This window comes from Neorhodopirellula pilleata, from assembly GCF_007859915.1.
Lineage (GTDB): Bacteria > Planctomycetota > Planctomycetia > Pirellulales > Pirellulaceae > Rhodopirellula > Rhodopirellula pilleata.
On record NZ_SJPM01000001.1, the window covers coordinates 1,148,602 to 1,175,282 of the forward strand.

18 protein-coding genes and 5 tRNA genes are annotated in these 26,681 nt (G+C 56.5%); 7 read left to right on the forward strand and 16 right to left on the reverse strand.

From position 1 onward, the window contains the following. The first annotated feature begins 23 nt into the window (after positions 1–23). Entirely contained in the window at positions 24–3,209 is a 3,186-nt protein-coding gene (locus Pla100_RS03640; RefSeq protein ID WP_146576257.1) for a PVC-type heme-binding CxxCH protein, read from the forward strand. A gap of 657 nt (positions 3,210–3,866) precedes the next feature. On the opposite strand, the gene Pla100_RS03645 is transcribed toward Pla100_RS03640, so the two are convergent. From Pla100_RS03645 to Pla100_RS03655, 3 genes are all read right to left on the reverse strand, one after another. Beyond that, on the reverse strand, positions 3,867–4,796 hold the full coding sequence (locus tag Pla100_RS03645) for a glycosyltransferase family 2 protein (RefSeq protein WP_146576258.1): 930 nt from the start codon (positions 4,794–4,796) through the stop codon (positions 3,867–3,869). Between the two features lie 290 nt (positions 4,797–5,086). Next, a complete protein-coding gene (locus tag Pla100_RS03650) occupies positions 5,087–5,428 on the reverse strand; it encodes a hypothetical protein (RefSeq protein WP_146576259.1) in 342 nt (113 codons plus the stop codon). Next, on the reverse strand, positions 5,425–5,760 hold the full coding sequence (locus Pla100_RS03655) for a 4a-hydroxytetrahydrobiopterin dehydratase (RefSeq protein WP_146576260.1): 336 nt from the start codon (positions 5,758–5,760) through the stop codon (positions 5,425–5,427). Before Pla100_RS03655 ends, Pla100_RS03650 begins: the two co-directional genes overlap by 4 nt. Positions 5,761–6,079: 319 nt before the next feature. On the opposite strand from Pla100_RS03655, the gene Pla100_RS03660 reads away from it, so the two are divergent. After that, positions 6,080–6,805, forward strand: a complete 726-nt coding sequence (locus Pla100_RS03660) for an RNA polymerase sigma factor (protein WP_146576261.1) — start codon at positions 6,080–6,082, stop codon at positions 6,803–6,805. Between the two features lie 28 nt (positions 6,806–6,833). On the opposite strand, the gene Pla100_RS03665 is transcribed toward Pla100_RS03660, so the two are convergent. Then, positions 6,834–7,733: a DUF1559 family PulG-like putative transporter gene (locus Pla100_RS03665; protein ID WP_390620557.1), complete on the reverse strand. Its 900-nt coding sequence runs from the start codon at positions 7,731–7,733 to the stop codon at positions 6,834–6,836. 210 nt (positions 7,734–7,943) lie between these two features. On the opposite strand from Pla100_RS03665, the gene Pla100_RS30315 reads away from it, so the two are divergent. Continuing rightward, positions 7,944–9,581, forward strand: a complete 1,638-nt coding sequence (locus Pla100_RS30315; RefSeq protein ID WP_231602646.1) for a hypothetical protein — start codon at positions 7,944–7,946, stop codon at positions 9,579–9,581. Positions 9,582–9,624: 43 nt separating this feature from the next. Here Pla100_RS30315 and rplK read toward each other — a convergent pair whose 3' ends face one another. The 9 genes from rplK to Pla100_RS03715 form a co-directional block, all read right to left on the reverse strand. Then, positions 9,625–10,050, reverse strand: a complete 426-nt coding sequence (gene rplK, locus Pla100_RS03675) for a 50S ribosomal protein L11 (RefSeq protein WP_146576263.1) — start codon at positions 10,048–10,050, stop codon at positions 9,625–9,627. A 157-nt stretch (positions 10,051–10,207) separates the two neighbouring features. Further along, positions 10,208–10,927 carry a transcription termination/antitermination protein NusG gene (gene nusG, locus Pla100_RS03680; RefSeq protein WP_231602648.1) on the reverse strand — a complete coding sequence of 240 codons (720 nt, stop codon included), beginning with the start codon at positions 10,925–10,927 and terminating at the stop codon, positions 10,208–10,210. Next, positions 10,924–11,370 (reverse strand): preprotein translocase subunit SecE, encoded by a 447-nt coding sequence (gene secE / locus Pla100_RS03685; RefSeq protein WP_146576264.1) that lies wholly within the window; start codon positions 11,368–11,370, stop codon positions 10,924–10,926. Before secE ends, nusG begins: the two co-directional genes overlap by 4 nt. A gap of 73 nt (positions 11,371–11,443) precedes the next feature. Beyond that, positions 11,444–11,516, reverse strand: a tRNA-Trp gene (locus Pla100_RS03690). A 150-nt stretch (positions 11,517–11,666) separates the two neighbouring features. Further along, on the reverse strand, positions 11,667–12,863 hold the full coding sequence (tuf, locus tag Pla100_RS03695) for an elongation factor Tu (protein WP_146576623.1): 1,197 nt from the start codon (positions 12,861–12,863) through the stop codon (positions 11,667–11,669). A 193-nt stretch (positions 12,864–13,056) separates the two neighbouring features. Continuing rightward, positions 13,057–13,128, reverse strand: a tRNA-Thr gene (locus Pla100_RS03700). 114 nt (positions 13,129–13,242) lie between these two features. Next, a tRNA-Gly gene (locus tag Pla100_RS03705) sits at positions 13,243–13,313 on the reverse strand. A 113-nt stretch (positions 13,314–13,426) separates the two neighbouring features. Then, positions 13,427–13,508 (reverse strand) — tRNA-Tyr (locus Pla100_RS03710). A 95-nt stretch (positions 13,509–13,603) separates the two neighbouring features. Beyond that, a tRNA-Thr gene (locus tag Pla100_RS03715) sits at positions 13,604–13,676 on the reverse strand. A gap of 583 nt (positions 13,677–14,259) precedes the next feature. On the opposite strand from Pla100_RS03715, the gene rsmG reads away from it, so the two are divergent. The 3 genes from rsmG (at position 14,260) to cysN (ending at position 18,100) form a co-directional block, all read left to right on the forward strand. After that, positions 14,260–14,907 carry a 16S rRNA (guanine(527)-N(7))-methyltransferase RsmG gene (gene rsmG / locus Pla100_RS03720; RefSeq protein ID WP_146576624.1) on the forward strand — a complete coding sequence of 216 codons (648 nt, stop codon included), beginning with the start codon at positions 14,260–14,262 and terminating at the stop codon, positions 14,905–14,907. A 181-nt stretch (positions 14,908–15,088) separates the two neighbouring features. After that, positions 15,089–16,000, forward strand: coding sequence for a sulfate adenylyltransferase subunit CysD (gene cysD / locus Pla100_RS03725; RefSeq protein ID WP_146576265.1), 912 nt, complete (start codon positions 15,089–15,091; stop codon positions 15,998–16,000). Positions 16,001–16,156: 156 nt separating this feature from the next. After that, a complete protein-coding gene (gene cysN / locus Pla100_RS03730; protein WP_146576266.1) occupies positions 16,157–18,100 on the forward strand; it encodes a sulfate adenylyltransferase subunit CysN in 1,944 nt (647 codons plus the stop codon). Between the two features lie 9 nt (positions 18,101–18,109). Here cysN and Pla100_RS03735 read toward each other — a convergent pair whose 3' ends face one another. Next, positions 18,110–18,478: a hypothetical protein gene (locus tag Pla100_RS03735; RefSeq protein WP_146576267.1), complete on the reverse strand. Its 369-nt coding sequence runs from the start codon at positions 18,476–18,478 to the stop codon at positions 18,110–18,112. Here Pla100_RS03735 and Pla100_RS03740 point away from each other — a divergent pair. Continuing rightward, a complete protein-coding gene (locus Pla100_RS03740) occupies positions 18,464–20,677 on the forward strand; it encodes a M3 family metallopeptidase (protein ID WP_390620550.1) in 2,214 nt (737 codons plus the stop codon). The two genes, Pla100_RS03735 and Pla100_RS03740, sit on opposite strands and share 15 nt — an antisense overlap. A 9-nt stretch (positions 20,678–20,686) precedes the next feature. Here the strand turns inward: Pla100_RS03740 and Pla100_RS03745 are convergent, their stop codons facing one another. Next, complete coding sequence (locus tag Pla100_RS03745; RefSeq protein WP_146576268.1) at positions 20,687–24,445, reverse strand: hypothetical protein; 3,759 nt, start codon at positions 24,443–24,445, stop codon at positions 20,687–20,689. Between the two features lie 74 nt (positions 24,446–24,519). Further along, positions 24,520–26,679 carry an efflux RND transporter periplasmic adaptor subunit gene (locus Pla100_RS03750; RefSeq protein WP_146576269.1) on the reverse strand — a complete coding sequence of 720 codons (2,160 nt, stop codon included), beginning with the start codon at positions 26,677–26,679 and terminating at the stop codon, positions 24,520–24,522. Positions 26,680–26,681: the final 2 nt, after the last annotated feature.

Consider the following 26,681-nt stretch of genomic DNA (forward strand, 5'->3'; position numbering starts at 1 on the left):
AAATAGTAAAGAATTCTTTGGTCATGTTCTACGAATTTACGCGTCTGGACGCACCCCGGCCTACCAAGGTCGCGGCGATTTTCGCGATTCTTGTCTATTCGCTCGCAATCACTTTCTCGGCGACACTCGCCCAGTCTCCCGATTCCTTCCCCCAGGTGGACGACACCGAACCGCTCGCTGACGAAACCCCGCTGCCGACGCCAACTGAGTCAGCGGCCGCAATCTCGCTGCCCAACGATTTTCGCGTTAAGGTATTCGCCGCCGAACCGGAGGTCCGCAACCCGATCGATTTGGCGTGGGACTTTCAAGGTCGTTTGTGGATCGCCGAGAACTACACCTACGGCCAACGATCGCTCAGGTTTCGTGACGATTTGCGAGATCGCGTGCTCGTGTTTCAGGACGATGACCAAGACGGCACGCCGGAGAAACGGACCGTCTTCCTGGACAATGTTTCTAAGTTGACAAGCGTGGAGGTCGGTCGAGGCGGCGTTTGGTTGATGTGTCCACCTCGATTGTTGTTCGTTCCCGACGCCGACCACGACGCCGTGCCCGACGGGCCGCCGCAAACGGTGTTGGACGGATTCACCGTCGCCGATCAAAACTATCACAACTTCGCCAATGGATTGCGGTTCGGTCCCGACGGCTGGCTATATGGCCGGTGCGGCGGATCGTGCCCCGGCAACGTCGGGCCACCCGGCGCATCGGAATCCGAACGTGTGGCACTCGAAGGCGGAATTTGGAGATATAGCGTCGACCAAAACCGTTTTGAGGTCGTCTGTCACGGCACGACCAACCCCTGGGGACACGACTTCAACGAGATCGGCGAGTTGTTCTTCATCAACACCGTCAACGGACATTTATGGCACGGCATTCATGGCGCCCATTTCATGCGTCCCTTTACACTCGACCCGAACCTGGACGCATATGAACTGATCGACCAACACGCCGACCATTATCACTTCGATACAACGGGCAAATGGACCGACTCACGCGACGGGGCCGCCAATGATTTCGGTGGCGGTCATGCTCACTCGGGCATGATGATTTACCAAGCCGACGCGTGGCCGGCCGCGTACCGCGGATCGTTGATGACGTTGAACTTCCATGGACGTCGCGCGAACGTTGAAAAACTCGTCCCGAGCGGAACCGGATATGTGGGCACCCACCAGCCGGATTTCTTTGTTTCGTCGGACGTTTGGTTTCGTGGAATGGAGATGTCGCCGGGGCCTGATGGCAACGTCTTCGTGCTCGATTGGAGCGACCTCGGTGAATGCCATGAACACACCGGCGTGCACCGCAACAGCGGCCGAATCTTCAAAATCGTCCACGCTGGCGAAGGCTCCCCGCCGTTTAACCCGAATGAACCGTTCACGGCGATCGGTTCGGCCGGTCCGCTCGAATTGGCCCGCACTCAACTCAGCACGAATCGATGGCATTCCCACCAAGCTCGAATGCGGTTAGTCGAAATGTGCCGATCGGGAAAACACGGCGAGGCCATCAACGAGGCCGTCAAGTTCTTGCAAGCGACCGCCGCGAACTCGTCCGACGTTCCGGAAATATGCCGATGTTTGTGGACGCTTGATCAAATCGATCCCGAGTTTTCGCCAAAAGATTGGATGAATCACGCGTCGCCGGTGGTTCGCGGTTGGGCGATCCGGATGATGACCCAGCGATGGCCGATCGACGATTGCTACGGACCGACCGCTGACAGTCGAGCGTCATGGAAAGACATTCACGCCGAGGTCTCCACGTGGATCGCGGATTGGGAAACTTTGAACCTTGATCAAGACGCCGCGTTGCGTTTGATCGTCGCGTCGACGTTGCAGCGATTGCCCGGCGATCTTCGCTCCGGTGCAGCGGAACGTTTATTGACGATCAGTCGTGATCGCGACGCCGGTGATCACAACCAAGGCAAATTGATTTGGTACGGGATCATGAGCCGAGCCGCCGAGCATCCCGACGAGATGATTCGCGTTCTGCGTGTGTCCAAGCTGCCCGATTTGACCAGCCTGATCGCCCGCAGTTTGGGCGAACAAATTCAATCGAAACCAGAATTGCTGGACGAAATTTTAGAGTCCCCGATCGCGGCAGCGGACGCGGATTGGTGCCGAGCCGTCTTGACCGGTTTACAAAAAGGGGTCGTGGGTTTGCAACGTGTCCCCATGCCCGCAGCGTGGCCTGATTTTCGGCAACGGGCGGTTACGTTGGACCCGACCTCGGCACCGTTATGCGAACCATTGGACAAACTCTTCAGCGACGGGCTCAGCCCGAGCGAACTGATCGGAATGGTCCACGACTCGTCTGCCGACATTCAAGATCGGCTGTCCGCCATGGTGGGGTTGATCGAGAACTATCACCGAGACGATGTTCAACCAAACGACGGGCCGGACGACCGGGCTGGAGACTTGATTCGTTTGGCCAAACCGTTGATCGGCGATGCGCGAATCAACCTAACGCTCGCCAGATCACTGAGCACCATTGCCGACGTTCGGGTCGGCGATTTGCTGATCGATCAGTACCAGCGATTCCGGGCGCCGCTTCGTTCGAGCGTCGTTTCGCTGTTGTGCGGCCGAGTCGAATTTGCGGGTGTGTTGCTCGATGCGATCGAGGAAAAGAAGCTCGGCAAAGACGTTTTATCGGCGGCGCAAGTGCGAGATGTGATCGCGTTGGCCGACGAAGCGTTGACGCGCCGGATCGAAACGGTGTGGGGCCGCGTAAGGGAAACATCCGGCGAACGACTCGCTGAGATCGATCGCTTAAAGGATCACTTAAAACCCACCGTGATCGCCGCCGCGGATCTTTCGGCCGGACGTGTTTTGTATGACCGGGCGTGTGCGTCGTGCCATCCATTATTCGGCAGTGGTGAGAAGGTCGGACCTGATTTGACGGGCGCGCAGCGTTCAAGCTTGGATTACTTGCTGCACAACATCATCGATCCTGATTCGGTTGTCGGTGCGGACTACCGCGCCAAGAAAATCCTAACGGTCGACGGCCGACTGCTGGTCGGATTGGTAACCCAGCGAACACGTCGCACACTGACATTGGCCTCGGCGACTCGTATTCAAACGATTCCGTTGGACGAGATCGAAAACGAATTCGATACCGAGCAATCCCCCATGCCCAGCGGTTTGTTAACGCCGATGTCCGACGAGCAGATTACCAACCTGGTCGCTTACTTGATGTCGCCGACGCAGGTTGAGTTGGAATGATCCTGGCGAAGCAATCGATTTAGTAACCGGTTACTTGGCACGTTTATGTGGTCCCGAAACCGGGGCTAGCGGGCTGTTGATTGAGTGCACGATTGGGCGTTTTCGTTTAACGGCAAGCCGCAGGCGTCTGCGTTCTCAAGCTCTGTCGCCTGCGGCTTGCCGTTAAACGACTAAATCAACAGCCCGCTAGCGTTGGCCTGTCAAAACGTTGATCTAGACAGAGGCCTTTCACCATTGCGTTTCTTCGATTGGTCGCTGCGCTGTCAAAAAGTTGGCATTGACACTGTGATTCCTGTCGATGTTTTACTTCCGCGTGTCACCTCTCCCGAACGCAGTTTGGGGGAGGTCGAGCGACGACGTTCAGGATTCCGCGAGGGAGGGGGCTCCGGCGTTGTTTGGTTGGATCGGCTTGGTTTGCCCTGGGGATGCCCCCTCCCGGATCTTGCTTCGCTCGATCCGACCTCCCCCAACTTCGCTGGTGGAGGTGACAGGAAACTCTCGTAACCTATAAATCGCCGTATCAACAACGTTTTGACAGTCCAGGGCACGCCCGACGGTAGCATCGCTTGGAGCAGAGTATGTGCATTGGCACAAACTCGAAACGCGAAAACCCCAAGTTTTGAACAGCCCAGCTAACGCCCAAAACGGCTAATTCGATCAACGGTCTCTGCGGTAGCGGATCAATCCGCCTACCGTTTGCACGAATGCTTTCCAACTCGGGGCCAGCGATTCGTCGAGCATCTCGCCTTCAAAGCTGGTCGGGACTTCCATCACCACTCTGGCCCGGCGGGCCATCTTGGCGGTGACTTCGGCGTCAAATCCTCGGTCGCACTCTTGTAGTTTGATCGAGCGGATCAAGTCGCCACGGAACGCCTTATGCGAACTCTCTAAATCGGAGAGTTTCAGCCCCGTTGTCCAGTTCGCTACCAACGTGGTCATGCGATTGGACAGACGGGCCACGAGTCCGACCCCACGTCGCGTGTCGCGACGCAAACGGCGCGACCCGTAAACGGCATCGGCTTGGTCTTCCAGGATCGGCCAAATTGCTCCCAATAAATCCGCAGGATCATAAGCCATGTCGGCATCTTGAATCGCCACAACGCGTCCGGTCGAATGACGTAGCCCCATACGGATCGCCGATCCGCGACCGTGACTTCGTTTACGCTGCAGCAGCGTTAAGTTGGGACGGTGATTCAGACCGCGGACGTAGTGCGAACTGCCATCGGTGCTGGCGTCGTCGACGACGATGATTTCGCAGGACGTCGGCATGACTTCGTCGATTCGGGCGAGCACCTCAGGCAGGGTTTCGCGAGCATTGCGAACGGGAATGATGATCGAAATGTCGATCTGACCGACGGGCATGCGGGTTTGGTCGATCGCTTGCGCCTCTGCGATCAGATCCAACGTATCGTCGATGCGTTGCAGAATCTCGTCTGTATCGAGCCGCTCAATCTGCGGCTTGTACGTCAACGAACCGTCGTCTTGGGTGAACAACAAATCGCGTTCGCCGTGGCACGGGTCGGTGTTTTGGTCGGCCGAACCGGGCGAGTTGGTCGGGATCGAGTGAAGGATCGTGGAGGTTGCCATAGCCAATGCCCATAGATTCGAAGTCGGCGAAAATCAATTCGGCGACTCGTCAGGTGGGGATCACAATCGGATCGACCCAAGGTTCGCCATGGGAACTATGGGTCACGATCGCGGGGTAAGTCGCACTGGGAGGCAAAAACCGAGCAAAACAAGACGGCTCTAACCATCCAAATAATCGGAAGATGACAGTTATGACGAATGCATCAAGGCGAACTACATACCCACATTCAGTTAGACCTCTTCAGGAAAACCACTGGCCTGACGGTATTGGTCCCGGTCGTATTGCTGACCTAACCATCCATGATCGCTTCTTTGATCATCCGCACCACCGCCTGACGCGAAAGCGCGACCGCTTCGAGTTGATCGACGTCGAGCCCTAGCTCTCGGCCGATTCGTTTAGCCAGATCGACGTCACGAACGCCGTAGTACTGATTAACGGCGCGACGACCGTGCTGTTCATCGGCAACGTAAATCGTTTGGCTGCTGATGCGAAAACTGGATTCATAGGCATCGGCAAGCTCGTCGATCCACTGCGGCGGCACACGACGGAGCTGGCAATGCTCGATGCTCCATAGGTCGTCGCCGGTGCACTCGTCGAGCAACGACAACGCCACATCTGGCCGAATCGTCATTTGAAGATCTCGTCAATTTTTGCGGCCAAAATAAAATCGTTCTCGCTCAGCCCGCCGATCGCATGGGTGGTTAATTGAATCGTCAGATGACGATATCCAGTCAAATGCAGGTCGGGATGATGCTGTTCCGATTCGGCTAATTCGGCGATCCGATTGATCGACTCAATGACGCCCATGAAGGTTCGGCCGTTGACTTTTTTGGCGATCATTTTCGATTCCCCGTCGAGTTCCCAGCCCGGCAGAGACTCAAGATACGCTTCTGCTTCGGTCCGATGAACGGCCGGTACTCCCCCTTCGCAGGGCACGCAGTGGCGATGAATCAAATCGGTCATGAGGGCTCCTTGAAAGGGTAGATCTTGTGTCGTTCGATTGTAGGGCGGCGGGTAGCGAAAGTCTCCAAGACTCTCGGCGACCGGCACTCGGCCGAAACTCTCGGCGAGTTTCGTTATCCTAAGATTCAATTTTGGCTGAAGACAGGTTCCGTCTATCTTAGAGCCTATCCGAAAAGGGGTCTGACCCTCTTCGGCGAAACCAGAAAAGCAACGAAAATTGACTCGCCTTCAAAGAGTCAGACCCCTTTTCGGATAGGCTCTTAAGAAACCGGGTAGCCGTCATGCTATCGAAACCGCTCGGAGTTGTTAAATTGCGTGGATGAGCAACGCGAATCGTAAAGCAAGCGGGAACCCCCAGGCGAATCAATCGGCCGACTTCTCGGACTCCGACGCGGCGTCGGCGGAAGAGGCTCGTTGGGTTGAATCGATTCGCTCGGGCGACGAAGCGGCTTGGCGAAAACTGATCGATAGCTACGAAGGGCGTTTGCTCGCTTACGTCCAACGGCGACTTCATGATCGCAGCATCAGCGAAGACATCGTGCAAGAAACCTTCGTCGGATTCCTAGTCTCATTGCCCAACTACGACCCGCGGCGTCGGCTGGAAAATTATCTCTTCTCGATCTGCAGCTACAAGCTGACCGATCATTTGCGAGCCTCCGGACGCCGGCCGACGCTGCCGCTGATGGGGCGTGGTGAGTCCTTCGGAACGTCCGGTTCCATGTTGCCGATCCCCGGTCCCGGGCGGGTGGCCAGTTCCATCGCTCGCAGCGCCGAGCGACAGGACCTCGAACAAAATGTGATCGCCGATGCCATCCGGGAACAAATCGAGCGATGGCGAGAAACGGATAACCTGATCAAACTCAAAGCCATCGAGATGATCTTCGTCGGCGGAGCGGGCAACATCGAAGTGTCTGAAAAACTTAGCTTGACTCAGCAACAGGTCGCGAACCTAAAGAGCGATTTTTTGACACGGCTCAAGGCGATCATCTCGCGTCAAGACCTCGACACGGGCGTGTTCCCCGAATTGGCGGAACCACCCTGTTAAAGTCCGTTTGAGTAATGTTCCGTTTGCGTTAATGCCCATCGACAAACTTCATGTCGTCACGGACCGTCAGTCGGCCCAAGATATCGGTGGCGATCGACGTCTCCAGCGTGCGTACGCTGCCGTCACAAAAAACGAAGTTCACACCACCGGTATGGTAGCTTCCGAAACTCAGTTGACGATCTTCCATAGGGAACCGGGCTAACGGATAACCGGGACCACCGCAACGCGAGAAGCTGCCCGGATGATCGCCGTTGTAGATCGCACCGTCTTCCTGCGCGATACCTTGACGTGTCGGACGGACGTGTTTTTCGCCGACCAAGATCGTATGACTCGTTCCGTCGGTCAGGCTCGCGTAAGTCGTCCGGCTGCTCCAACTCACCAGCTTTGCTCCCGGTGGCGCGTAGTTGCCTTCTGGGAAGGTTTCCGGATCGGTGACACCGCGTCCCATCACCAATGCGCCTTTGGAATGAATCCAATTCCAACCATCGCCGAAGCCTGCCGAACACGCGTAGTCGCTGACGATGCCGGGCACATGACCGCTGGTTTCAAAGGGCGACAGGATGTCATCGTTCTGAATGCTTATCACACCGCCTTCACGCCGTGAGGGGCATGAATACACCGGGATGTTGGTTTGCCGTGCCGTGTCGCTCTGGTAATAGTATTTCAACTGGTCGTCCCACTGGTCCGGCAACGCGATCTGCTCCAAGAACGGCAAGATCAAAAATGCCCAGCTCGTGTAGTGGTCGTAGTTGCGGCTGGGCGGCAGCTCTTTGCGTTGGCTTTCGAAGTTCTGCACCGCGAGCCCGATTTGTTTCAGATGATTGATACACTGGGTTTGCCTGGCCGATTCGCGAGACGCCTGAACTGCGGGCAAAAGCAATCCGATCATCACGCCGATAATAGCGATCACAATCAACAATTCGATGATCGTAAACGCCGATCGATGCGGTCGTAAACAAGATCGCTCCGATGAGACGCTCCGATAGGCGGCTCTGGAACGGCCCCAACTCGAGTTCGACATCAACCCATTAAAAAGAATTTCATTACCCATCGGGTCGCCTACCTGTTAAAAAAGGTACCGAAATGAAGCGGCGAGACATCCGTCGCTCTGGACTCGATCTCAGTGATTCGTCACCCCATGACATTGTTTTACATTAAAACCGACCTTGATGTTGCTGGTCCATTCACCGGAATTGAAATCCGGGAAGCTTCCTTGGCCGGCATTATCCGTCCACAAACTTACCTTTCCGGTTCCGCCGACGGCCCTTGGGTGGCCGCCGAACATGCGGGTTTGTTTTCCGAAACGGGCGTGGCATTGCCCCATCCTCCAGGGACCGCCGTGCCGATGTTTCAGACGCGAGGAATGCCCGGCGCGTTCATGGGGCCCTTCAAATTAAGGGAGTTAATCGGTTTTGCGTGTCAGGGAATGCTGCCGCCCGGAACGGAACTGCAGAGCGATCCGTCGCGTCCCTGGATTCCGATCACCGGCACGGGGATCCTGCCGGCTTGTTTGCGAGGCGACTTGGTTCGCATCGAAGAGAACGGGCGGTTGTGCCTGCGGACGGTGATTCCGGCGGACTTGGAACAACGCCGGCAACAACTCGAAACCCTCCAATCGCCGATCGACCGAGCCAAACAAATTAAAGCTTCCGGTGCGACCGCCGCTCCGTCGCATTCCAAAGCGGTCGTCCGAACGGACCAGGACGCGGCCGTCGTCCCTCCGCCGATTACTTCGCCATCGATCGCCGCATCACCGACGCCTTCCCGTTCCGATGCGACTACGGACGCGGTCGCATCGGCAGTCCCGGTATGGAATCGTTCGCTTGGCGGCCTTTCAACGAGCCTCGTTCGCCTGGGGGCGTTGGTCACTCGGCCCAAGGTGGCTGCGGCGGTCTTGCTGGTGGCCATGTTGACGATCGGGTTGCCGGTCGCCTATTCGTCTTGGGCGCGTCAGCCGATCCCACGTCAGAAAATCTTGGGCGAGTGGGTGTCATCTCTCCCGAGCACATCCGAAACCGCAAGGCCCTCCGTCGGAGTCGGTTTTTTCGAGGACGGATCTTGCGTCTTGGTTAATGCTTCGGGAGAGTCCTGGACCGGCGATTTCGAATGGGCCGAACGCACCGATCAGGGCAGCAAGTTCCGCCCGCTCGATCAGGTGACCGTCCGCTACGATTCTGCCGCGCCGGGCCACGTTGAAGACACTGTTGTCCCGAGCGACGGTTATTTGCGGTTAAGTGGCTTCGTGAAAGAGCCACCGCGTTTGAACGGTCACCCGGTCCGCGATTTGTTTGTCCGGCGGTCCGGCGATCTTCTGAAAGTGGGCTATTTGACGCAATCCCATTGGGTCGACGGGCGTCATGGATTGCTCGCGGCTTGGGTAGAACTGCAGCGAGTGCCAGAGACTTCACGATCGGTCGAAGATATCCTGCGGGACCTGCCCGAAGAGTTGCCAACGGGAAATCAGTCGGCCGAGAACGCGAAAACCATTTGCCTCGCGATCGATGAAGCCATCCGCGGGCGTGAATTCGAATTCAAAAACCAGAAAGCATTTCGTCACGGATGCTTTACGTTTTCCCAAACCGTCGACGCGGGCTATCTACTCAAGCACCTCGGTGTGCCGGATGTCGCCCGCCCGTTACGCGAATTTGAAAAACAGCCGTCTTACAATGGTCCGTCGATGGACGGAGCTCAGTTGTTTCGGTACGACTTCATCGACCTGTTCCTCAGCCCCGAGGGCGAGCTGATGTTTATCGAAGTGGATTTAGACGCAGTATAGATTCGATGCCGCGCTGACTAGATGTTGTCCCGCGACGGACTCATTAGCCTTCGACGATGATGCCCATGCTGCGGGCGGTTCCTTCGATCATCATCGCGGCTTGGCCGATGCTGCGAGCGTTGAGGTCTTCCATCTTCGTTTGCGCGATCTCTTCGCACTGCGCACGGGTCACTTTGCCGACCTTGTCCTTGTTGGGAACACTGCTTCCCTTGGCGATTCCAGCGGCAGCCTTGAGCATCGACGCAGCGGGTGGGCTCTTGGTGATGAAGTCAAAACTGCGATCGTTGTAAATGGTGACGACGACCGGAATCGGCGTTCCGTTGTATTCCTTGGTGCGATCGTTGAATTGCTGAACGAACTGGCCCAAGTTGACGCCGTACTTACCCAGCGATGTACCGACCGGAGGTGCTGGGGTGGCTTGTCCGCCGCGGACTTGGAACTTTGCTTGACCGGTAACTTGTTTTGCCATGGGAGTAGCTGTTAGCTGTTAGCGATTGGCGAATTGCCTGTTTCGAAGGTCAGCGGAACGCTGACGGCAATGCAATCAATGGTTGGTGGGATGGGTTAAATGAAGATGGTTTGAAAGCAAGCAGCTAACGGCCAAAAGCCAATAGCCAATAGCCCTCCTAAAGCGGTTCGACTTGCCAGTGATCGAGTTCCATCGGGACGCTGCGTCCGAAGATGTTGATGATCACGGTCACGCGACCGTTGGCTTCGTCGACCACGTCGACCTCGCCTTCTTGGTTTTCAAAGTTGCCTTCCTTGACACGAACGCGATCTCCGACCTTGAAAGGGATTGAAGTTTTGATCGGAGTGTCGTCTTCGTCGTCGACCAGTGGTCGATTAATGAATCGTTCGACGTCCTCGGGTTCCATCGGCATCGGCTTACCGGCGGCACCGGTGAAGTCGCTGATTCCACCCGTTTCGCGGACTAGGAACCAAGTGTCGTCGTTGATGGCCATGTAGACCATGATATAGCCTGGCAACAACTTGCGTTTGGTAACGCGACGCTTGCCATCGCGGCTGAACGTCGCAACGTCCTCGCTCGGAACGACGATATCGCCGATCTGATCTTCCATGCCTTCCATCTTGACTCGCTTGCGCAGCGCGTCGGCGATGGAGTCTTCGCGGTTAAACGCCACCTTCAAGATGTACCAATCCAGCGTCGACTCGTCGGCATCCTTGGGCGCAGGTGCGTTAGGATCCTTCGGAGCCGGGGGCGGTAACGAAGGCGCGGATGTCTGCGTTACTTCGCCTTGCTCCGAGGAGTTGGGTTCCGAGGAGTCGGATTCGGAGGCGGATTCGTCGTTGATGATTTCGTTCTCGATTGATTCGTGGTCGCTCACGAGGTAACCCCGACGGAGCTAAAGATGAATTGCCAGATGACGTCGAACGCGAAAAGCGTAATCGCCAAGAAGAAGATTGTGAAGATCACCACAATCGCCGCGCGGATCAGCTCGTCCTTACTCGGCCACGTCACCTTGTTCATTTCGGCTTCAACGGCGATCAAAAAGTCCGCAAATCGCGGCCAATTGACTAGTCGAAATCCGAACCACAAACCAGCCGCCAACAGGACTCCGGCGATCGAGCGAGCGACCACGGCGTTGTTCATCATCCCCGGCAAGAACGTGTACAACCGCCAACATCCCAGAGCGACGATGACAAAAATCGCCAGCGCGGTTAATTGACGAACGATCCGTCCCTGCGTCGGTTTGTAAACCGCCGAGTGAAACAGCTCGCTCATCAGCGGTGATCCGGCAGTCCCGGATTGAGTTAAATCTTTCGACATCCGTATGGTCCTTCGCCGCCAATCATTTGACGACCAACGTTTTACGTAGTAGGCGTTTCGGTGTGGTGGTTAGCAGGGGCGGCGAGAGTCGAACTCACAACCGCTGGTTTTGGAAACCAGTGCTCTGCCAATTGAGCTACGCCCCTGTGGGAAGCTATTAACGTTTGGCCAATAGCTTTTGGCTTGTATCGACGCTTCAGCCTTGGTCGGAAACTCCGACCAAGGCTGTCGCGAGGCTTTTTTATCCTACAGGCTTGGATCGATCGGCCAAATGCCAATCGCTAAAAGCCAATCGCTTATTGAACGATCTTCGTCACAACGCCCGAACCGACGGTACGGCCGCCTTCGCGAATCGCGAAACGAACACCGTCATCGATCGCGATCGGCTTGTGAAGCTCGACGGTGACCTTGACGTTGTCGCCGGGCATGCACATGTCGGCATCGACGAGGTTCGCCGTTCCGGTCACGTCCGTGGTACGGAAGTAGAACTGAGGGCGATAACCGCTGAAGAACGGCGTGTGCCGTCCACCTTCGTCTTTGCTGAGGCAGTAAACCTCGGCTTCGAACTTGGTGTGTGGGTTGATGCTCTTGGGCTTGGCCAAAACTTGGCCGCGTTGGATGTCTTCACGTTTGACACCACGAAGCAGGCAACCGACGTTGTCACCTGACCGACCTTCGGTCATTTCCTTGCGGAACATTTCGACACCGGTGCAGATCGTCTTTACCGGGGTGTCGGACAAACCGACGATTTCGACTTCTTCGCCGACTTTGACCACACCACGCTCGATTCGACCGGTCGCCACGGTACCGCGGCCTTCGATCGAGAAGACGTCTTCGATCGCCATCAAGAACGGCTTATCGTCTTCACGGGTCGGCTCAGGAATGTACTCGTCGAGTGCATCCATCAGTTCGCTGATGCCCCTGCTGGCGTCCGGATCCGAAGGATTGTTGTAAGCCGGCAGCGAGCTACCCTTGATGACGGGAACGTCATCGCCGGGGAAATCGTACTTGCTGAGCAATTCGCGGACTTCGAGTTCGACCAATTCGAGCAGCTCTTCGTCGTCGACGAGGTCGCACTTGTTCAGGTAAACGACGATGTAAGGCACACCGACCTGGCGGGCCAACAGCACGTGTTCTTTGGTTTGGGGCATTGGTCCGTCGGCGGCCGAAACGACGAGAATCGCTCCGTCCATCTGGGCGGCACCGGTGATCATGTTCTTGACGAAGTCGGCGTGGCCGGGGCAGTCAATGTGGGCATAGTGACGATTGGCGGTTTCGTACTCAACGTGAGCAACCGCGATCGTCACGGTCTTGGTGGCGTCACGAACGGTACCGCCCTTGGCGATATCCGCGTAGCCTTTGGCCTTAGCCAGACCCTTGGCCGCTTGCACGGCAAGGATGGCACCGGTGGTGGTGGTTTTACCATGGTCAATGTGGCCGATCGTGCCGACGTTGACGTGGGGTTTAGTACGCTGAAATGCTTCCTTAGCCATCTTGTTCACCTGCATTCGCGACCCATGCCACTATTCCCCAGAGATACGCCCTGAAAGAACCCTCCTCGCCCTCGACCGTGTTCACACCCACGGTGGTCCGATGACGACTCGGCCGCACGAATCGCATTCGATTGATTCAATCGAAACGAAACGGAAATTGTGTCAGACGCTCAGGTTCAACTGAACGCCAAAAAGCTGCTGATGGGATTTGAACCCATGACCTCATCCTTACCAAGGAGGCGCTCTACCCCTGAGCTACAGCAGCGAAGCGGCGTTGCCGCAGCGATTGGCTTTTGGCGGTTAGCGATTGGCTCGAGGAAACAAGCCTCGAAAGCCAATTGCTAAACACCAATCGCACAAAGCTTCGGCGACGCCGCAAAGCGGGTGAAGGGAATCGAACCCTCGTATTCAGCTTGGAAGGCTGCTGCACTACCATTGTGCTACACCCGCAAAAATCGTTTTTCGGCAATCATTTGTTGACAGTCGGCTTTTCAGCCCGCCCTTGGCGGCCATGTATTTTCGAAAGCTAACGGCTAACAGCTAATCGCTAAAAGCTTCTTCAATGGGGGCTACAGGATTCGAACCTGTGTAGGCATAGCCAGCGGATTTACAGTCCGCCCCCTTTAACCACTCGGGCAAACCCCCCAAAAACTTGTCGGTCGTGTATGGAACTGATTTACTTAGTAAACGGCAATCTCTTCGTGATTCATCAGGTTGTTTGAAATCGGGCTGACGCAGAAAGCCAACGGAGGGATTCGAACCCACGACCGGCTGATTACAAATCAGCAGCTCTGCCAACTGAGCTACGTTGGCCGGTGTTCCCCATTGACTGGGGACGCTTGGCCGGCAATTTCATCGCTGAAACGCCTGGTCACTGCTTGTAGCAACTTCCTACAACTTCCTGTTCAAAATTTCAATGCTTCCCTTCGGCATTCGTCCAAATGGACCGAATCTTGGGCGGTTCGGCTAGGTTCGTCGGCGAAGGGAAGGCAGAGTGTACCGATCAGCCGTTCGGCGACAAGATGGAATTGAAGCAAAAATCTGCCTTGAAAATAAAAAATTCTGGTCGCTTACGCCTTTATGGTCCGAGAACGGTTGTTCAAGACCGAACGAGAGCTAACCCAGCTCGTCTTGATGCGACGACGGATGACTTTTTTTGAAAGAATCAAAAAAGGCCACCTTGGTTCGCCGCCGGACCCCTGGTATCACAGCCAAGATGATTGAAAACACTGAAAATTCTTTTCCCCCGGACTCTCCGGCGGACGAACAACCGGCTGACGGCCACGCGGCGGGGGAACAACCCGCTGGCGAACATCCTGCTGTCGATTACCCGGCGGACGCGCGAATCGACAACCAGGGCGAGGATACTTTCGAGGCCGCGTTGGCTCGTTACGGGATGGAGTTAGATGAACCTCTCGCTGCGTCGCTGAAAACCTACGCCGAAACGATGTGGCGATTCAATGAGCAGTTGAATCTGACCCGCCATACGACCTGGGACTTGTTCGTCGGTCGCGACCTGCGGGATTGCTTGCAATTAGCCCACCTGATCCAACCTGACGAAGAGATTCTCGATTTGGGCAGCGGCAACGGAGTGCCCGGCATCCCGTTGGCAATCATCCGTCCGGATATTGAAGTGAGCTTGGCCGAATCGGTCGGCAAACGGGCGAAAGTCCTGGACGAATTGGTTACCGAGCTCAATCTGAACGTGCCGGTCTACGCCGCTCGTGGGGAACATCTGCTGGATGACTTTCGCTTCACCACCATTGTCAGTCGTGCCGTTGGCAGTCTGTTGAAATTCTGTCGCTGGGTCGAGCCGCATTGGGGGAGCTTTGATCGATTGCTGCTTGTCAAAGGACCTAAATGGATCGAAGAACGTGGCGAAGCCCGCCACCACGGCGTCCTCAAGGGACTCGAATTGCGGGTCGTCGCAAGCTATCCGTTGGGGAACCCACTTGAAGCCGAAGAAACGATCGATACTGATCCAGCATCCGGCAGCGGCGAAGGCGTGATCTTGCAGTTGTCACGCAAAGGACACTTAACTTGAAGCGGCTACGCCGCGATAACTGAGTCCAGCTAACCCAATCGGGCAGATCACACGCAAGCGGACGAAACACCCGCCCTGCGAAAAACAGATACTGCGGACTATACTCCCGACGGCCACTCCGATTTTCAGCGGCCCCTTTTCGACGGCCGACTTTGCCTTACTCCCTCAGCCCTTCCGAACCATGTCAGATTACAGCCTCACTCACTTAAAACAGCTCGAGGCCGAGAGCATCCACATCTTCCGGGAAGTCGTCTCGGAATTTCGAAACCCTGTCATGCTCTACTCGATCGGCAAGGACTCGGCGGTGTTGCTGCACCTTGCACTCAAGGCGTTTCATCCCGGCAAGCTGCCCTTTCCGCTCTTGCACGTCGACACGACCTACAAGTTCAAGGACATGATCGACTTCCGCGAGAACTACGTGCGGAAGGAATTGGGGATCGACGTTCTCGTGCATACCAACCATGAGGCGTTGAAACTCAATATCTATCCATGGGTCGATTCCGAACGACACACCGAATTGATGAAAACCGACGCGCTCAAGGCCGCTTTGGACCATCACCAATTTGACGCCGCTTTCGGCGGTGCCCGCCGTGACGAAGAAAAAAGCCGGGCCAAAGAACGTGTATTCAGCTTCCGTGACAAATCTCACCGTTGGGACCCCAAGAACCAACGCCCCGAACTTTGGAACCTATACAACGGTCGGGTCAACAAAGGCGAATCGATCCGCGTCTTTCCGATGAGCAATTGGACCGAACTGGACGTTTGGCAATACATTCACATGGAAAACATTCCCATCGTGCCGCTGTATCTATCGGCCCCTCGGAAGGTCGTCAAACGTGACGGCATTTTGTTGATGCGGGACGACGACCGCATGCCGCTGTTGCCCGGTGAAGTCGAAGAAACCAGAATGGTCCGCTTCCGAACCCTCGGTTGCTACCCGCTCTCGGGTGCCGTCGAAAGCAACGCGACGACGCTGCCCGAAGTCATCCAAGAGATGCTGTTAACGAGAACCAGCGAACGCCAAGGCCGGATCATCGACCAAGACGAAGGCGGCGTCGGCATGCAAAAGAAAAAAGAACGCGGCTATTTTTGATCGCTGCGCGATCGCGATTGGCTGTTGGCTGTTGGCTTTTTGAAAAGCCCGGTCTAATTGCAAACAACGAATCGCGTCGTTGGACCCAAACCTTTACCCGATTCATCCTTGTCGGCTGTTAGCCAACGGCCAACCGCCAACCGCCAACCGCTACCTATGTCTCATCAATCTGATCTGATCGCGACCGACATCGACGCTTACCTGAAACAGCACGAGCAAAAGCAATTGCTGCGTTTCATCACGTGCGGCAGTGTCGACGACGGCAAGAGCACTCTGATCGGTCGCTTGCTTTACGATTCCAAGTTGGTCTATGAAGACGAACTCGCCAAAGTCCAAAGCGATTCGGTGCGTCAAGGTAGCGTCGCCGGAGGTTTCGATCCTTCACTGTTCATGGACGGCCTGAAAGAAGAACGCGAGCAGGGCATCACGATCGACGTGGCGTACCGATATTTCAGCACCGCCAAACGCAAGTTCATCATCGCCGACACTCCCGGCCACGAACAATACACCCGCAACATGGCGACCGGGGCGAGCACCGCTGACCTGGCAATCATCTTGATCGATGCACGGCACGGCGTCTTGACCCAAACTCGCCGTCACTCGTTCATCGTATCCCTGCTGGGTATCCGTCACGTGGTCGTCGCGATCAACAAAATGGACTTGGCGGAATACAGCGAAGATCGTTTCAACGAAATCTGTGCCGACTATCGATCCTTCGCGACACGCCTGGATCTGCCCGATCTGAACTTCATCCCGATCAGCGCCCTCAACGGTGATAACTTGGTCGATCGCAGCGAGTCGATGCCGTGGTACACCGGCAGCACGTTGATGAACTTCTTAGAAACCGTCTACATCGGTTCGGACCGCAACCTGCAAGATTTCCGAATGCCGGTCCAGTATGTCAATCGCCCCAACCTGAACTTCCGCGGTTTCTGTGGCACGATCGCTTCGGGCATCATTCGTCCGGGCGAAGAAATCACCGTCTTGCCGAGCAAACAAAAATCCAGGGTCAAGAAGATCGTTACGTACGACGGAGACCTCGACGAAGCGTTCGCACCGTTGTCGGTCACGTTGACGCTCGAAGACGAAATCGACGCCAGTCGCGGCAACATGATTGTTCGCAGCGGCAACTTGCCTCGTAGCGAAAGGAACGTCGAAGCGATGCTCGTCTGGATGGGCGAGGATGCGATGGTTCCCGGCAAATCCTATTTGATCAAACACACCACGCAGACATTGCCCGGCAGCATCCAAACGTTGAAGTACCGCGTCGACGTGAACTCGTTGCACCGCACCCCCGCGCCGACGCTCGAGCTCAATGAGATCGGACGTGTGTCGCTGGAATTATCCGGCCCGATTCACATGGATCCCTATCGCCGAAACCGCTCGACCGGCGCATTGATTGTCGTCGACCGGATCACCAACGCGACCGTCGCGGCCGGCATGATCCTCGACCGCGGTGCGACCGGTCCCCAGCGTTCCGTGTGGGACGATGATCTCGAGTCGGCCGATGCCGATGGGAGCGAAGTATCAAGCGTCTCGAGCGAAGAACGAGCCGCTCGGTTCGGCCAAAAGCCAGCGACGGTCTTGTTGACCGGATTGACCGGCAGTGGCAAGACCTCAATCGCCCAAGCCGTCGAACGTAGGTTGTTCGATGCCGGTCGCGCCGTCGCGGTGATCGACGGCGAACAAATCCGCCGCGGACTAAGTCTTGATCTCGGCTTCACCGCCGAAGACCGCAGCGAGAACCTCCGCCGTGGCGGTCACCTCGCCCACACGCTCAACGACGCCGGGTTCATTTGCGTGGCATCGATGGTGGCGCCCTCGGAAGACGTTCGTCAAAAGGTCGCCAAGTTGATCGGCGAAGACCGATTCCTCGTCGTTCACGTCGCGACGCCGGTGGAGGTGTGTCGCCAACGTGACACGAAGGGCCAATACGCTCAAGCTGACGCCGGTGAACTGGAGAATTTCCCCGGCGTGACGGCGGAGTATGAACCACCCTCTGCACCTGATTTGGTGATCGACACTTCGAAACAATCCATCGGCAATTGTGCCGACGCAATCATCGAGTTACTCAAGTCCAAAGAAATCATCAAAGCGTAGCCCCATACTTCACGTCCGGTTGATGTCATCGTAACCCGACGCGTGACGGCGTGTTGATTGAGTGCACGTTTGGGCGTTTTCGTTTAACGGCAAGCCGCAGACGCCTGCGTTTTCAAACTCTGTCGCCTGCGGCTTGCCATTAAACGATTCAATCAACAGCCCCCTTAAACTTAAACTTAAACTTAAACTTAAACTTAAACTTAAACCTAAACCTAAACCTAAACCTAAACCTAAACCTAAACCCCCAGAAACAACCGCCCCCCCCCGCTCGAAGTTTAGGTTTAAGTTTAGGTTTAAGTTTAAGTTTAAGTTATATTGGGCAGAGCGATCACGATCCTTGAACCTAAGGCAATCAATCAGTCGATGACCATCTTTCACCCAACCACTTCCAAGCTCGCCATGTTTTCGGCGGGCTTGTTTCTTTTTTCAACGTTCGCCTACGTTCAGGAACCCGCCGTGAGTGCTCCATCGAATTCGTCTGACATGCTTGCCTCCTGGCCCGGTCCCTACGGCGGTGTCCCGCCGTTTTCAACTGTTCGTGTCGATGAATTCTCCGCCGCCTTCGCGGAGGCCTTGGCCGATGCGGCGACGGAGTTCGAAGCGATCGCGAACCATCCCGATCCTCCTACGTTCGAAAACACAATCTTGGCCATGGAGACGGCGGGCAAGACGCTCGATCGTTTGGAAGTCCTGTTCGACGTTCACGCTTCGAACCTCAACGTCGGTCCGATTCCCGACTTGGAACGTGAGATCAGCCCCAAGCTCGCCGCGCACTCCGATTCGATCACCCAAAACGCCAAACTGTTCGAGCGGATCGAAGCGATCCACCGCGACGTGTTTGAATCGCAAACGGTCTCTTTGGAGCCCGATGCAAAACGTTTGCTCGATGAAACATTCAAGAACTTTGTGCGGTCGGGAGCCCGCCTGAACGAGGGCGACAAAGCCAAACTGTCCCAGATCAACACTCGCTTGGCGCGACTGTTCACGGACTTCAATCAAAACGTTCTCGAAGAAGAAAAACAGCACGTCACTTGGATCAACGATCAATCGGACTTGGCCGGTTTGTCGGAATCAACGATCGAATCGATGGCGGCGGCGGCCAAGGCAAAGGGCGGCAAAGCGTCCTACGCGATCACCAATACCCGATCCTCGATGGATCCGTTTTTGACCTATGCCGAAAACCGAGATCTCCGCGAACAAGTTTGGCGAAATTTTTATTATCGATGCGACAACGGCGGTGAGCACGATAACCACGCGATCATCCGTGAAATCTTGAGCCTGCGGGCCGCCCGTGCGACGCTACTCGACTATGAATCGCACGCTCACTGGCGGATGGAATCCACGATGGCGGCGAAGCCTGAAGCGGCAATGGATTTGATGATGCGAGTTTGGAAGCCCGCCGTCGCCCGCGTCGCCGATGAAGTGGCCGACATGCAGGCCATCGCCGATGCCCAGTGCGACGCCGCCGGACAACCGCGTATCAAGATCGAACCTTGGGATTATCGCTACTACGCCGAGAAGGTCCGTAAACAAAAGTACGATCTCGATATGGCGGAGGTCCGACCGTACTTGCAATTGAGCAAGATGACCGAAGCGATGATGTACTGCGCCGAAGAACTGTTCGGGATGAAGTTCCAACGGATCGGCAACCTGCCGACGTTTCATCCTGATGTCACAGTTTACGAAGTCATCCGCGATGGCCAACACATGGGTTTGTTCTACCTCGATCCGTTCGCCCGCGAAGGCAAACGCAGCGGCGCGTGGATGACCGACTACCGCGAACAATCCGGTTTGGGACTCAGCGGTGACAGCGGCATCCCGGTGCAAACTCCGATCGTTTCGAACAATAGCAACTTTGTCGCCGGTGGTGCCGGTGACGGCGACGAGTCGTCAGCCGTGTTGATTTCCTGGGACGACGCGACCACTCTATTCCACGAATTCGGACACGCCCTGCATGGGCTATGCAGTCGCGTCCACTATCCCTCTCAATCGGGCACCAACGTGGCTCGCGATTTCGTCGAGTTTCCTTCGCAGATATTGGAACATTGGCTATCGACACCCGAAGTCCTCAGCCGCTTCGCGGTCCATTTTGAAACCGGCGAACCGATGCCGCGCGAACTGCTCGACAAGATCGAACGCTCGTCCAAGTTCAATAGCGGATTCGAAACGGTGGAGTACCTAGCCTGTGCGATCTTGGATATGAAGTTGCACGACCGCGACGCGGCAGGCATCGACATCACCGAGTTTGAAAAAACCGAACTGGCGGCGATCGGAATGCCCGATGAATTGCCGATGCGGCACAGACTGCCGCACTTCAGCCATTTGTTCAGCAGCGATGCTTACTCGGCCGGCTATTACAGTTATCTGTGGAGTGACGCGTTGACCGCCGATGCCGCCGAGATGTTTGAACAAGCCGACGGTAAATACTTCAATGAAGAAGTAGCCGGTAAATTGTTTGATCACATTTTGAGCGTCGGTAATACGATCGACCCGGCGGAAACCTACCGAGCGTTCCGAGGCCGCGACGTCAACACGGACGCACTGCTCCGCAAACGCGGCTTTCCGGTTCAGCGGTGAGGGCTGGGCTCAGTTTCCAAATAACTTATCCAACCGCAATCTTTCGAGGCTTTTGTTGAGTCCTTGTTCGAGTTGTTGTTGGCCGCGTCCGAGTTGTTCTTGAAGGAAGTTTCCGGCGGCGTCCTGGGCCGCTTTCATGCCCAATTGGGAAACGACTTTCTGAATCCCGGCTGAGTCGAGACTGGGCCGATTGAGCGTTCCGTCGATCGGCAGGCTCATCGTTTGACCGGCAAGTGATCGCAGATCGCTGCCCAACCATTTTGCGTCGAGCGGCACTTGGGCCATCAGATTCAAGCGGCCGTCGAAGTCGACTTGACCACTGGTGATGACGCGGGCGCGATCAACGTCGAGTAGCAGCGCGCGGTGATCGACGACGCCACCGGCGACTTGAAACTCGATCGTTTGGGCGGGTAACGAGATCAACGTGCTTCCGGTGCTCGGCGGGCGGACGTTCGATCCGATCGCCGCGAGGGCTTGCAATTGTCGTGCGCCGGCGATCACTTGATCGGCCAACGGGCCTGCGGTCATGCGAACCTGGTCGATTTCCAAACGACCGCGAATTTGGCTGCGACGGGGGTCGTCGATGTAGACGACGGCTTGCTGCAGATCGGCTCCGAAACTTCCTTCGACGCGGGCGGCGTCCGACGCGATCGGGGCGAGATATTTGAGCCACTTGTTGGTCATGTCGGGCGTTAGCTTGACGTTCTTGGCGACCGGCCCGGGCGTTAACTCGATCCATAATTCAGGCCGGTAATGAACGTCGCCGGCAACGTAGATCTCGCCATGGCCCGGGCTGATGCTCGAGCCCGCGATCGGTTCCAGCGGGGCGACTTGGGGGCCGATCATTCGCGGCGTCAGACGGCTCGGCCCGAGCACCGGAATCGTGCTCGGTGAGATCGAGACGGTGTCTTCGGTCATCTTGAACGGCACCTCGGCCGGCCCGAACAACATCCCCGCCGTGTCAACGGTTTCCCAACCCAAGTTTCCTTTCACGGTAAACGCGTACTGGCCCTGCTTGTTTTGGGCGTACATGATCTCCAGTGGTGTTTCGTGCATGCCTTCGGCGACGATGCTCGTGCCGCTGAGCTTGGTCAATCGGTTCGAAACCTGGTCCATTTGGAACCGTGCCGGGCCGCGGAGTTGGACGTCGGCGATCTCGTTGAAATACGAAGCCGTGCCGGCGAGGTTCACGCCGCACCAATCTGTCGACGCTTGCAACGATTCGCTCTGAATACTCATCCGGGCGATGTCGAGTTTGAATTTACCCTCGACCTCGACGGCCGGTTCAGACCATACCGAGACAGTGGTTTTGCCGGTCTCGAGCAACTCAACATTTCTCGCCGAGATTTTGGTGTCGACGTGCAAGTTCAACGAGTCACCGACCAAGGTGGTGTTGCCTTCGAGTTTGCCGCGAACTTTCCATTCGCTCGTGTTCGCAGTGGCGTTGGCGGGTCGAGTGAAGTTGGTCAGCGCGGTCGGCCGGTCACCGGCCACATCGCGGGCAATTCGTTTGGCGGTCGTCGTTTGCAATCGATCCAAGTCGGCCCGCCATGCGATCTCGATATCGGTCATCGAGTTGATCCACTCGCCTTGCATCGCTGCAGATAAGGCGTCGCCGACGACGGTCATCGATTGAATCGTGACTTCCTGGCGTGGCCAGATCGCTTTGCCGTCGAAGTGAACCTTCACGAGTTCTTGTTGAAAGTCACGATCGGACATTGGCACTCTCAACGAGCTGAGTTGACCGTCGATCGCTTGCAGCGAGACTTCACCATTTCCGTTGAACGATGCTCGCGCGGTCACGTTCAGTCCGCCACGGCATCCGATCAGGGACTCGGGCATCCATGGCATCGCCAAGTCGATCAGCGACTCGATTTTTCCTTCACTGCGAACGCGCAGCGGGATCATTTGATTGCGGTCGAGCCCTACGATCGTTTGAACCAACTCGGCGTCCGCTCGAAAGCCGTCTCCGGCAAGTGTGATCACGCCACGCGAAAGTTCCTCCAACGACCAACCGCCCGCCGAAGTCGACGTACTGGCGCGATTGATCAATCGTCCTTCGACGTCGATGATGGATTTAAGTTGCTTTTGTTGCCACAGAGTTTGTGGGGCGACTTGGAGGGCCAAGTCGTTGATGTCGCTTTCCCCTTGCAATCGCCAAATTCCGTTGGTCGAGGAGTTCCATCGTAACTTCGCAACGATATCGCCCTGAAGTTCTTGGCCGTTTGTTTGAATGATCGGTTGCAACATGCGGGCGAGTTTGCCGAAGTTGATTTCCAGTTCGGCGGAACCCGACGCGAGATCACCCAGGCCACGGATGCGAGCGAAGGGACTGAGCATTTCAAACTGTTCGGCTCGCAATTGGGTCGCGTCACTGGCGACGATCGCGGTCGCGTCCATCGGAGCGATTCGGACGGGCTTCCCATCGGCCGTCGCTTCGATCACGTCGCTTTGCACCACCAAGCGACGACGACGCTGAGAGTTTTGATTCGATGAATTTCGAGTGGCCACCGATGGCGCCATCGGTTCGATTGTCGCGCGGACGACGCCTCGCTGCAGCGTCGCGCCCTCCCGCAGCGGAAGCAATTCAGGTAGCGCGGTATTCAATCGTGGCAAATCGATTTCGATGTTCGCCGTCGCGTCGACTTGGTCCAACCAAGCCAAAGGATTGGACTGGGAACCGGAGAGAGAGATCGAATCAGCGAAGGAACCGTCGATCGACACGGCCGCAAAGTCGGTCTTGGCGGTGACCTGGCGAGCGAATAGGCGCCCCGGTTGCCAGGTTGCGTCACCGTTGACTTGCATCAACTCGTTGCTCCACAAACGGCGACGGTCATTCGAATCGAAAGCCGCCAAGTTGCGAAGTTCGATCTTTCGCAACGACACGTTCGGGTAACCCGATGAAGGAATATCCAGTGTTGCGGTTCCTGACAAATCTCCCGTAATCACCGCCGGCAATTCACTTTCAGGGAATCGCCGCGCGACCAAACTCAAGATCGACATCGGCAGCGATTTCGATTCGATCGAGAGCGATGCCGGCAAGGCGTCCGCCATCATCGAACAGACCAACGTTCCTTGGACCGATCCGTCGCTGCCACCGGGTTGGCTGAGGACGCCCTGCCATTGCGATTGCAGTTCGGTCGGCGTGATGACCGCCGAGGCGTTGGCCTGTTTGAAAGACCACATGGCATTGGTGACCGCGTCGGTCAAGTCGATTTGCAGTCCTTGGATTTGAACATTGCCATCGGGCGTGAAGGTGGTCGGCTCGTCGGTCGGTGCCAGCAAGTCCACCAAATCTTCTTCGACCGATGAGTTGCGATCAGAGATCCGGCCGCTCAATCGCACGTCTCGCAAGACGATCTCGCCGAATTTCCCGGCATTGACTTCGCCACCGAGCAATTGCGGCAGGGTGAGGTTGGTTTGTAATTCGCCGATGGAAACTTCGGTACCGGCGCGCGCGCCGACCATTCGCAAACCGACCACGCGGGCAGGCGTAATCCAACCGATTTGCAGTGAATCGGCGTCAGCCTGCCAGCCGTACGCTTGCATCGTTTGTGCTAAATAAGAACGCCCGATCGGTGATCGGCTGACCAAACTCGGTAGCGCCAGCACGACCAAAGCAACAAATACGAGCGTCGTGATCGCCACGGTCCGCTGCCGTCGCGAACGGTCGGCCCGTCGGTGAAGAGTGCGTTCGGTTTGAGCCCGCTGGATTTGGGACAGTTCGTAGTCGATTGCCGAGCTGTCCATTGCCGGTCTGCGTCGCATCGGTGCGTCTCGCTGAAAAGAGTAGATCCCAACCTTCTCTATAGCGAATCGAGCTGCCTCAGCGCAAGACCGAATTATTTTCCACCGATCCAATCCTCCTGGAACCAAAATTGGATCCGCAGACCTAGCGGGTATCCGGCCGTGAGGGTTTCAGCCTGGAATCGAATGCCTGCTTGATGACCGATCGATGGATGCCGGGGAGTTACTAAGAGACCTTGAAAATGAGGCTGAACCAAACGCAAGCCGTCATCCCCGGATGCATCACGGTCGTGCTTGGTCGGCAGGGGGCCTCCGTTGAGGGCCGCGAGGGCGGGGAAAGGAAGACGGTCCGAAGCGCGCGGTTGGATGACTTTCCAACGCGTTTCAAACGACTCGCGCGACGCCGTACGAATCCGAATCGGTTCCCCACAAGTCGGACGCAAGGTGCCCATGTGTTCGGGCGACAACAGCGCGATCAACTCCAGGTCCCCTTCACCGACGATGTTCATCAACGTATCGCCTTCACTTAGATACGTGCCACGAAGGGAGGCGAGATTTGCCGCGACGACATGTCCATCACGATCCGCCCGGACCAATAAATCGGAATGACGACGCTTGACCTGTTGCCATTGTTGTTCGATCGCGACGGCTTGCTGTTTCAAACTCAAAACCTCCGCCTCGTCGCTTTGACTGAATGCTTGTCGCAACAGCACTTCGACGCGTTGTTGATCGATCTGCAGCGACCGGAGTTCTTGATCGAGTTCTTCGTTGACCAATCGCAGCAAGGGTTGACCTGTTAAGACTTGCTGTTGATCGGCGACATAGATTTTGTCCACAAAACCGCTCGCGCGGACGCGAACAACGGTCGACGGTGAGAATTCCGAAATCACCGGAATGCAGACGAGCGACGGCAGTGGCATCCAAAACACAAACGCGAGGCTCACCAGGCCCGTCGCACCACCGAGAACGATCCCTCGAAAGAACTGAATCGGGTTTCGATCTTTCAAAGTCCGCATGAATCCGATTAGGCGCGCGGCCGGGACGCCTAGCCACAAGACGCCGCCGATGACCGCGATGACGACGCCCGCGCCGTGAAACATGACCGACGCGGCGAGACTCAACGTCAAGCAGACGAGCACCTTCCATACGATCGCCGCGATTCCGTAAACCTGAGTGAATCGCTGCCGCCAACCGATCAAGCCGCTTGCGCGCCTTTCCGATTGCCCTAGAAAAAAGCGGCGGGCAAATCGTCCAACGCTGGCTTGCCCTTCGCCGGCCAGGTTGGGGATGTCCACCCAATCGGCGAGGATGTGATAACCGTCGAATCGCATCAGCACGTTGGCATTGAAAAGAATCGTCGTGACACCGGCCGTCATCACCACGCCTTGGCAGATCGAACGTGACAAAGGCTCGTCGTGAATCGTCCAAACGATCATCGCCGCCGCTGCGATGACGGCCTCGACCCACATCCCGGCGGCCGACACCCACATCCGTGACCAACGTGATTCCAATCGCCAACAACTCGTCACGTCGACAAACGCCAATGGGGCCATCAAGACAAATACGACACCTCCACGATTGACTCGACAACCTTGTCGATAACAGGCGATCGCATGGCCGAGTTCATGGATCGCTTTCAATCCGACAAAACCGATGCCCAACCAAACCCACTTGCGAGGGTCAAACAGTTCCACGCTTTCGCTGACAAACTCCACATGATGGCATCCGAACAGGATCAACGCGATCAAGATCAAGACGGCACCGGCCCAAATCGCTGGCGGAGCGAGGACCGGAGCCAAGCCGATCGCAAGCGGCGCGAGCCAACGTTCGACTCGCGGGATCGAAAATGGAACCCAAAACGGATTGAAACGGCCCATCAGCCCGCCGATCGTTTTCGGTTTCCCGGCCACAGAACTCGAACCAGAATGATCGGTTGATCGATCAGGGTACCGATGGCTGCGCCGCGACTGACCCAATGCTTGCTCGTCGACGTCGTGAACGATCTTGTTTTGCAATAACCATCGGACGATGGTATTGGCCTCGTCGGCCGTTGGTGCTTCGCGTCCGAGTCTCGCGGTTGCCAAACTGCACGCCTGCGGCAACGAGGTTTGTCCGTCGAGCAACGACATCAGAAAGTATTCGCGATAGCCGACGCGAAAGAACTGGTGCGAATGTGGGAGCTCGACGCGGTAAACCAATTCACCACGTTCGTGGACAGGCCACACTCGGACGTCGTCGGCAACACACAAACGCATCG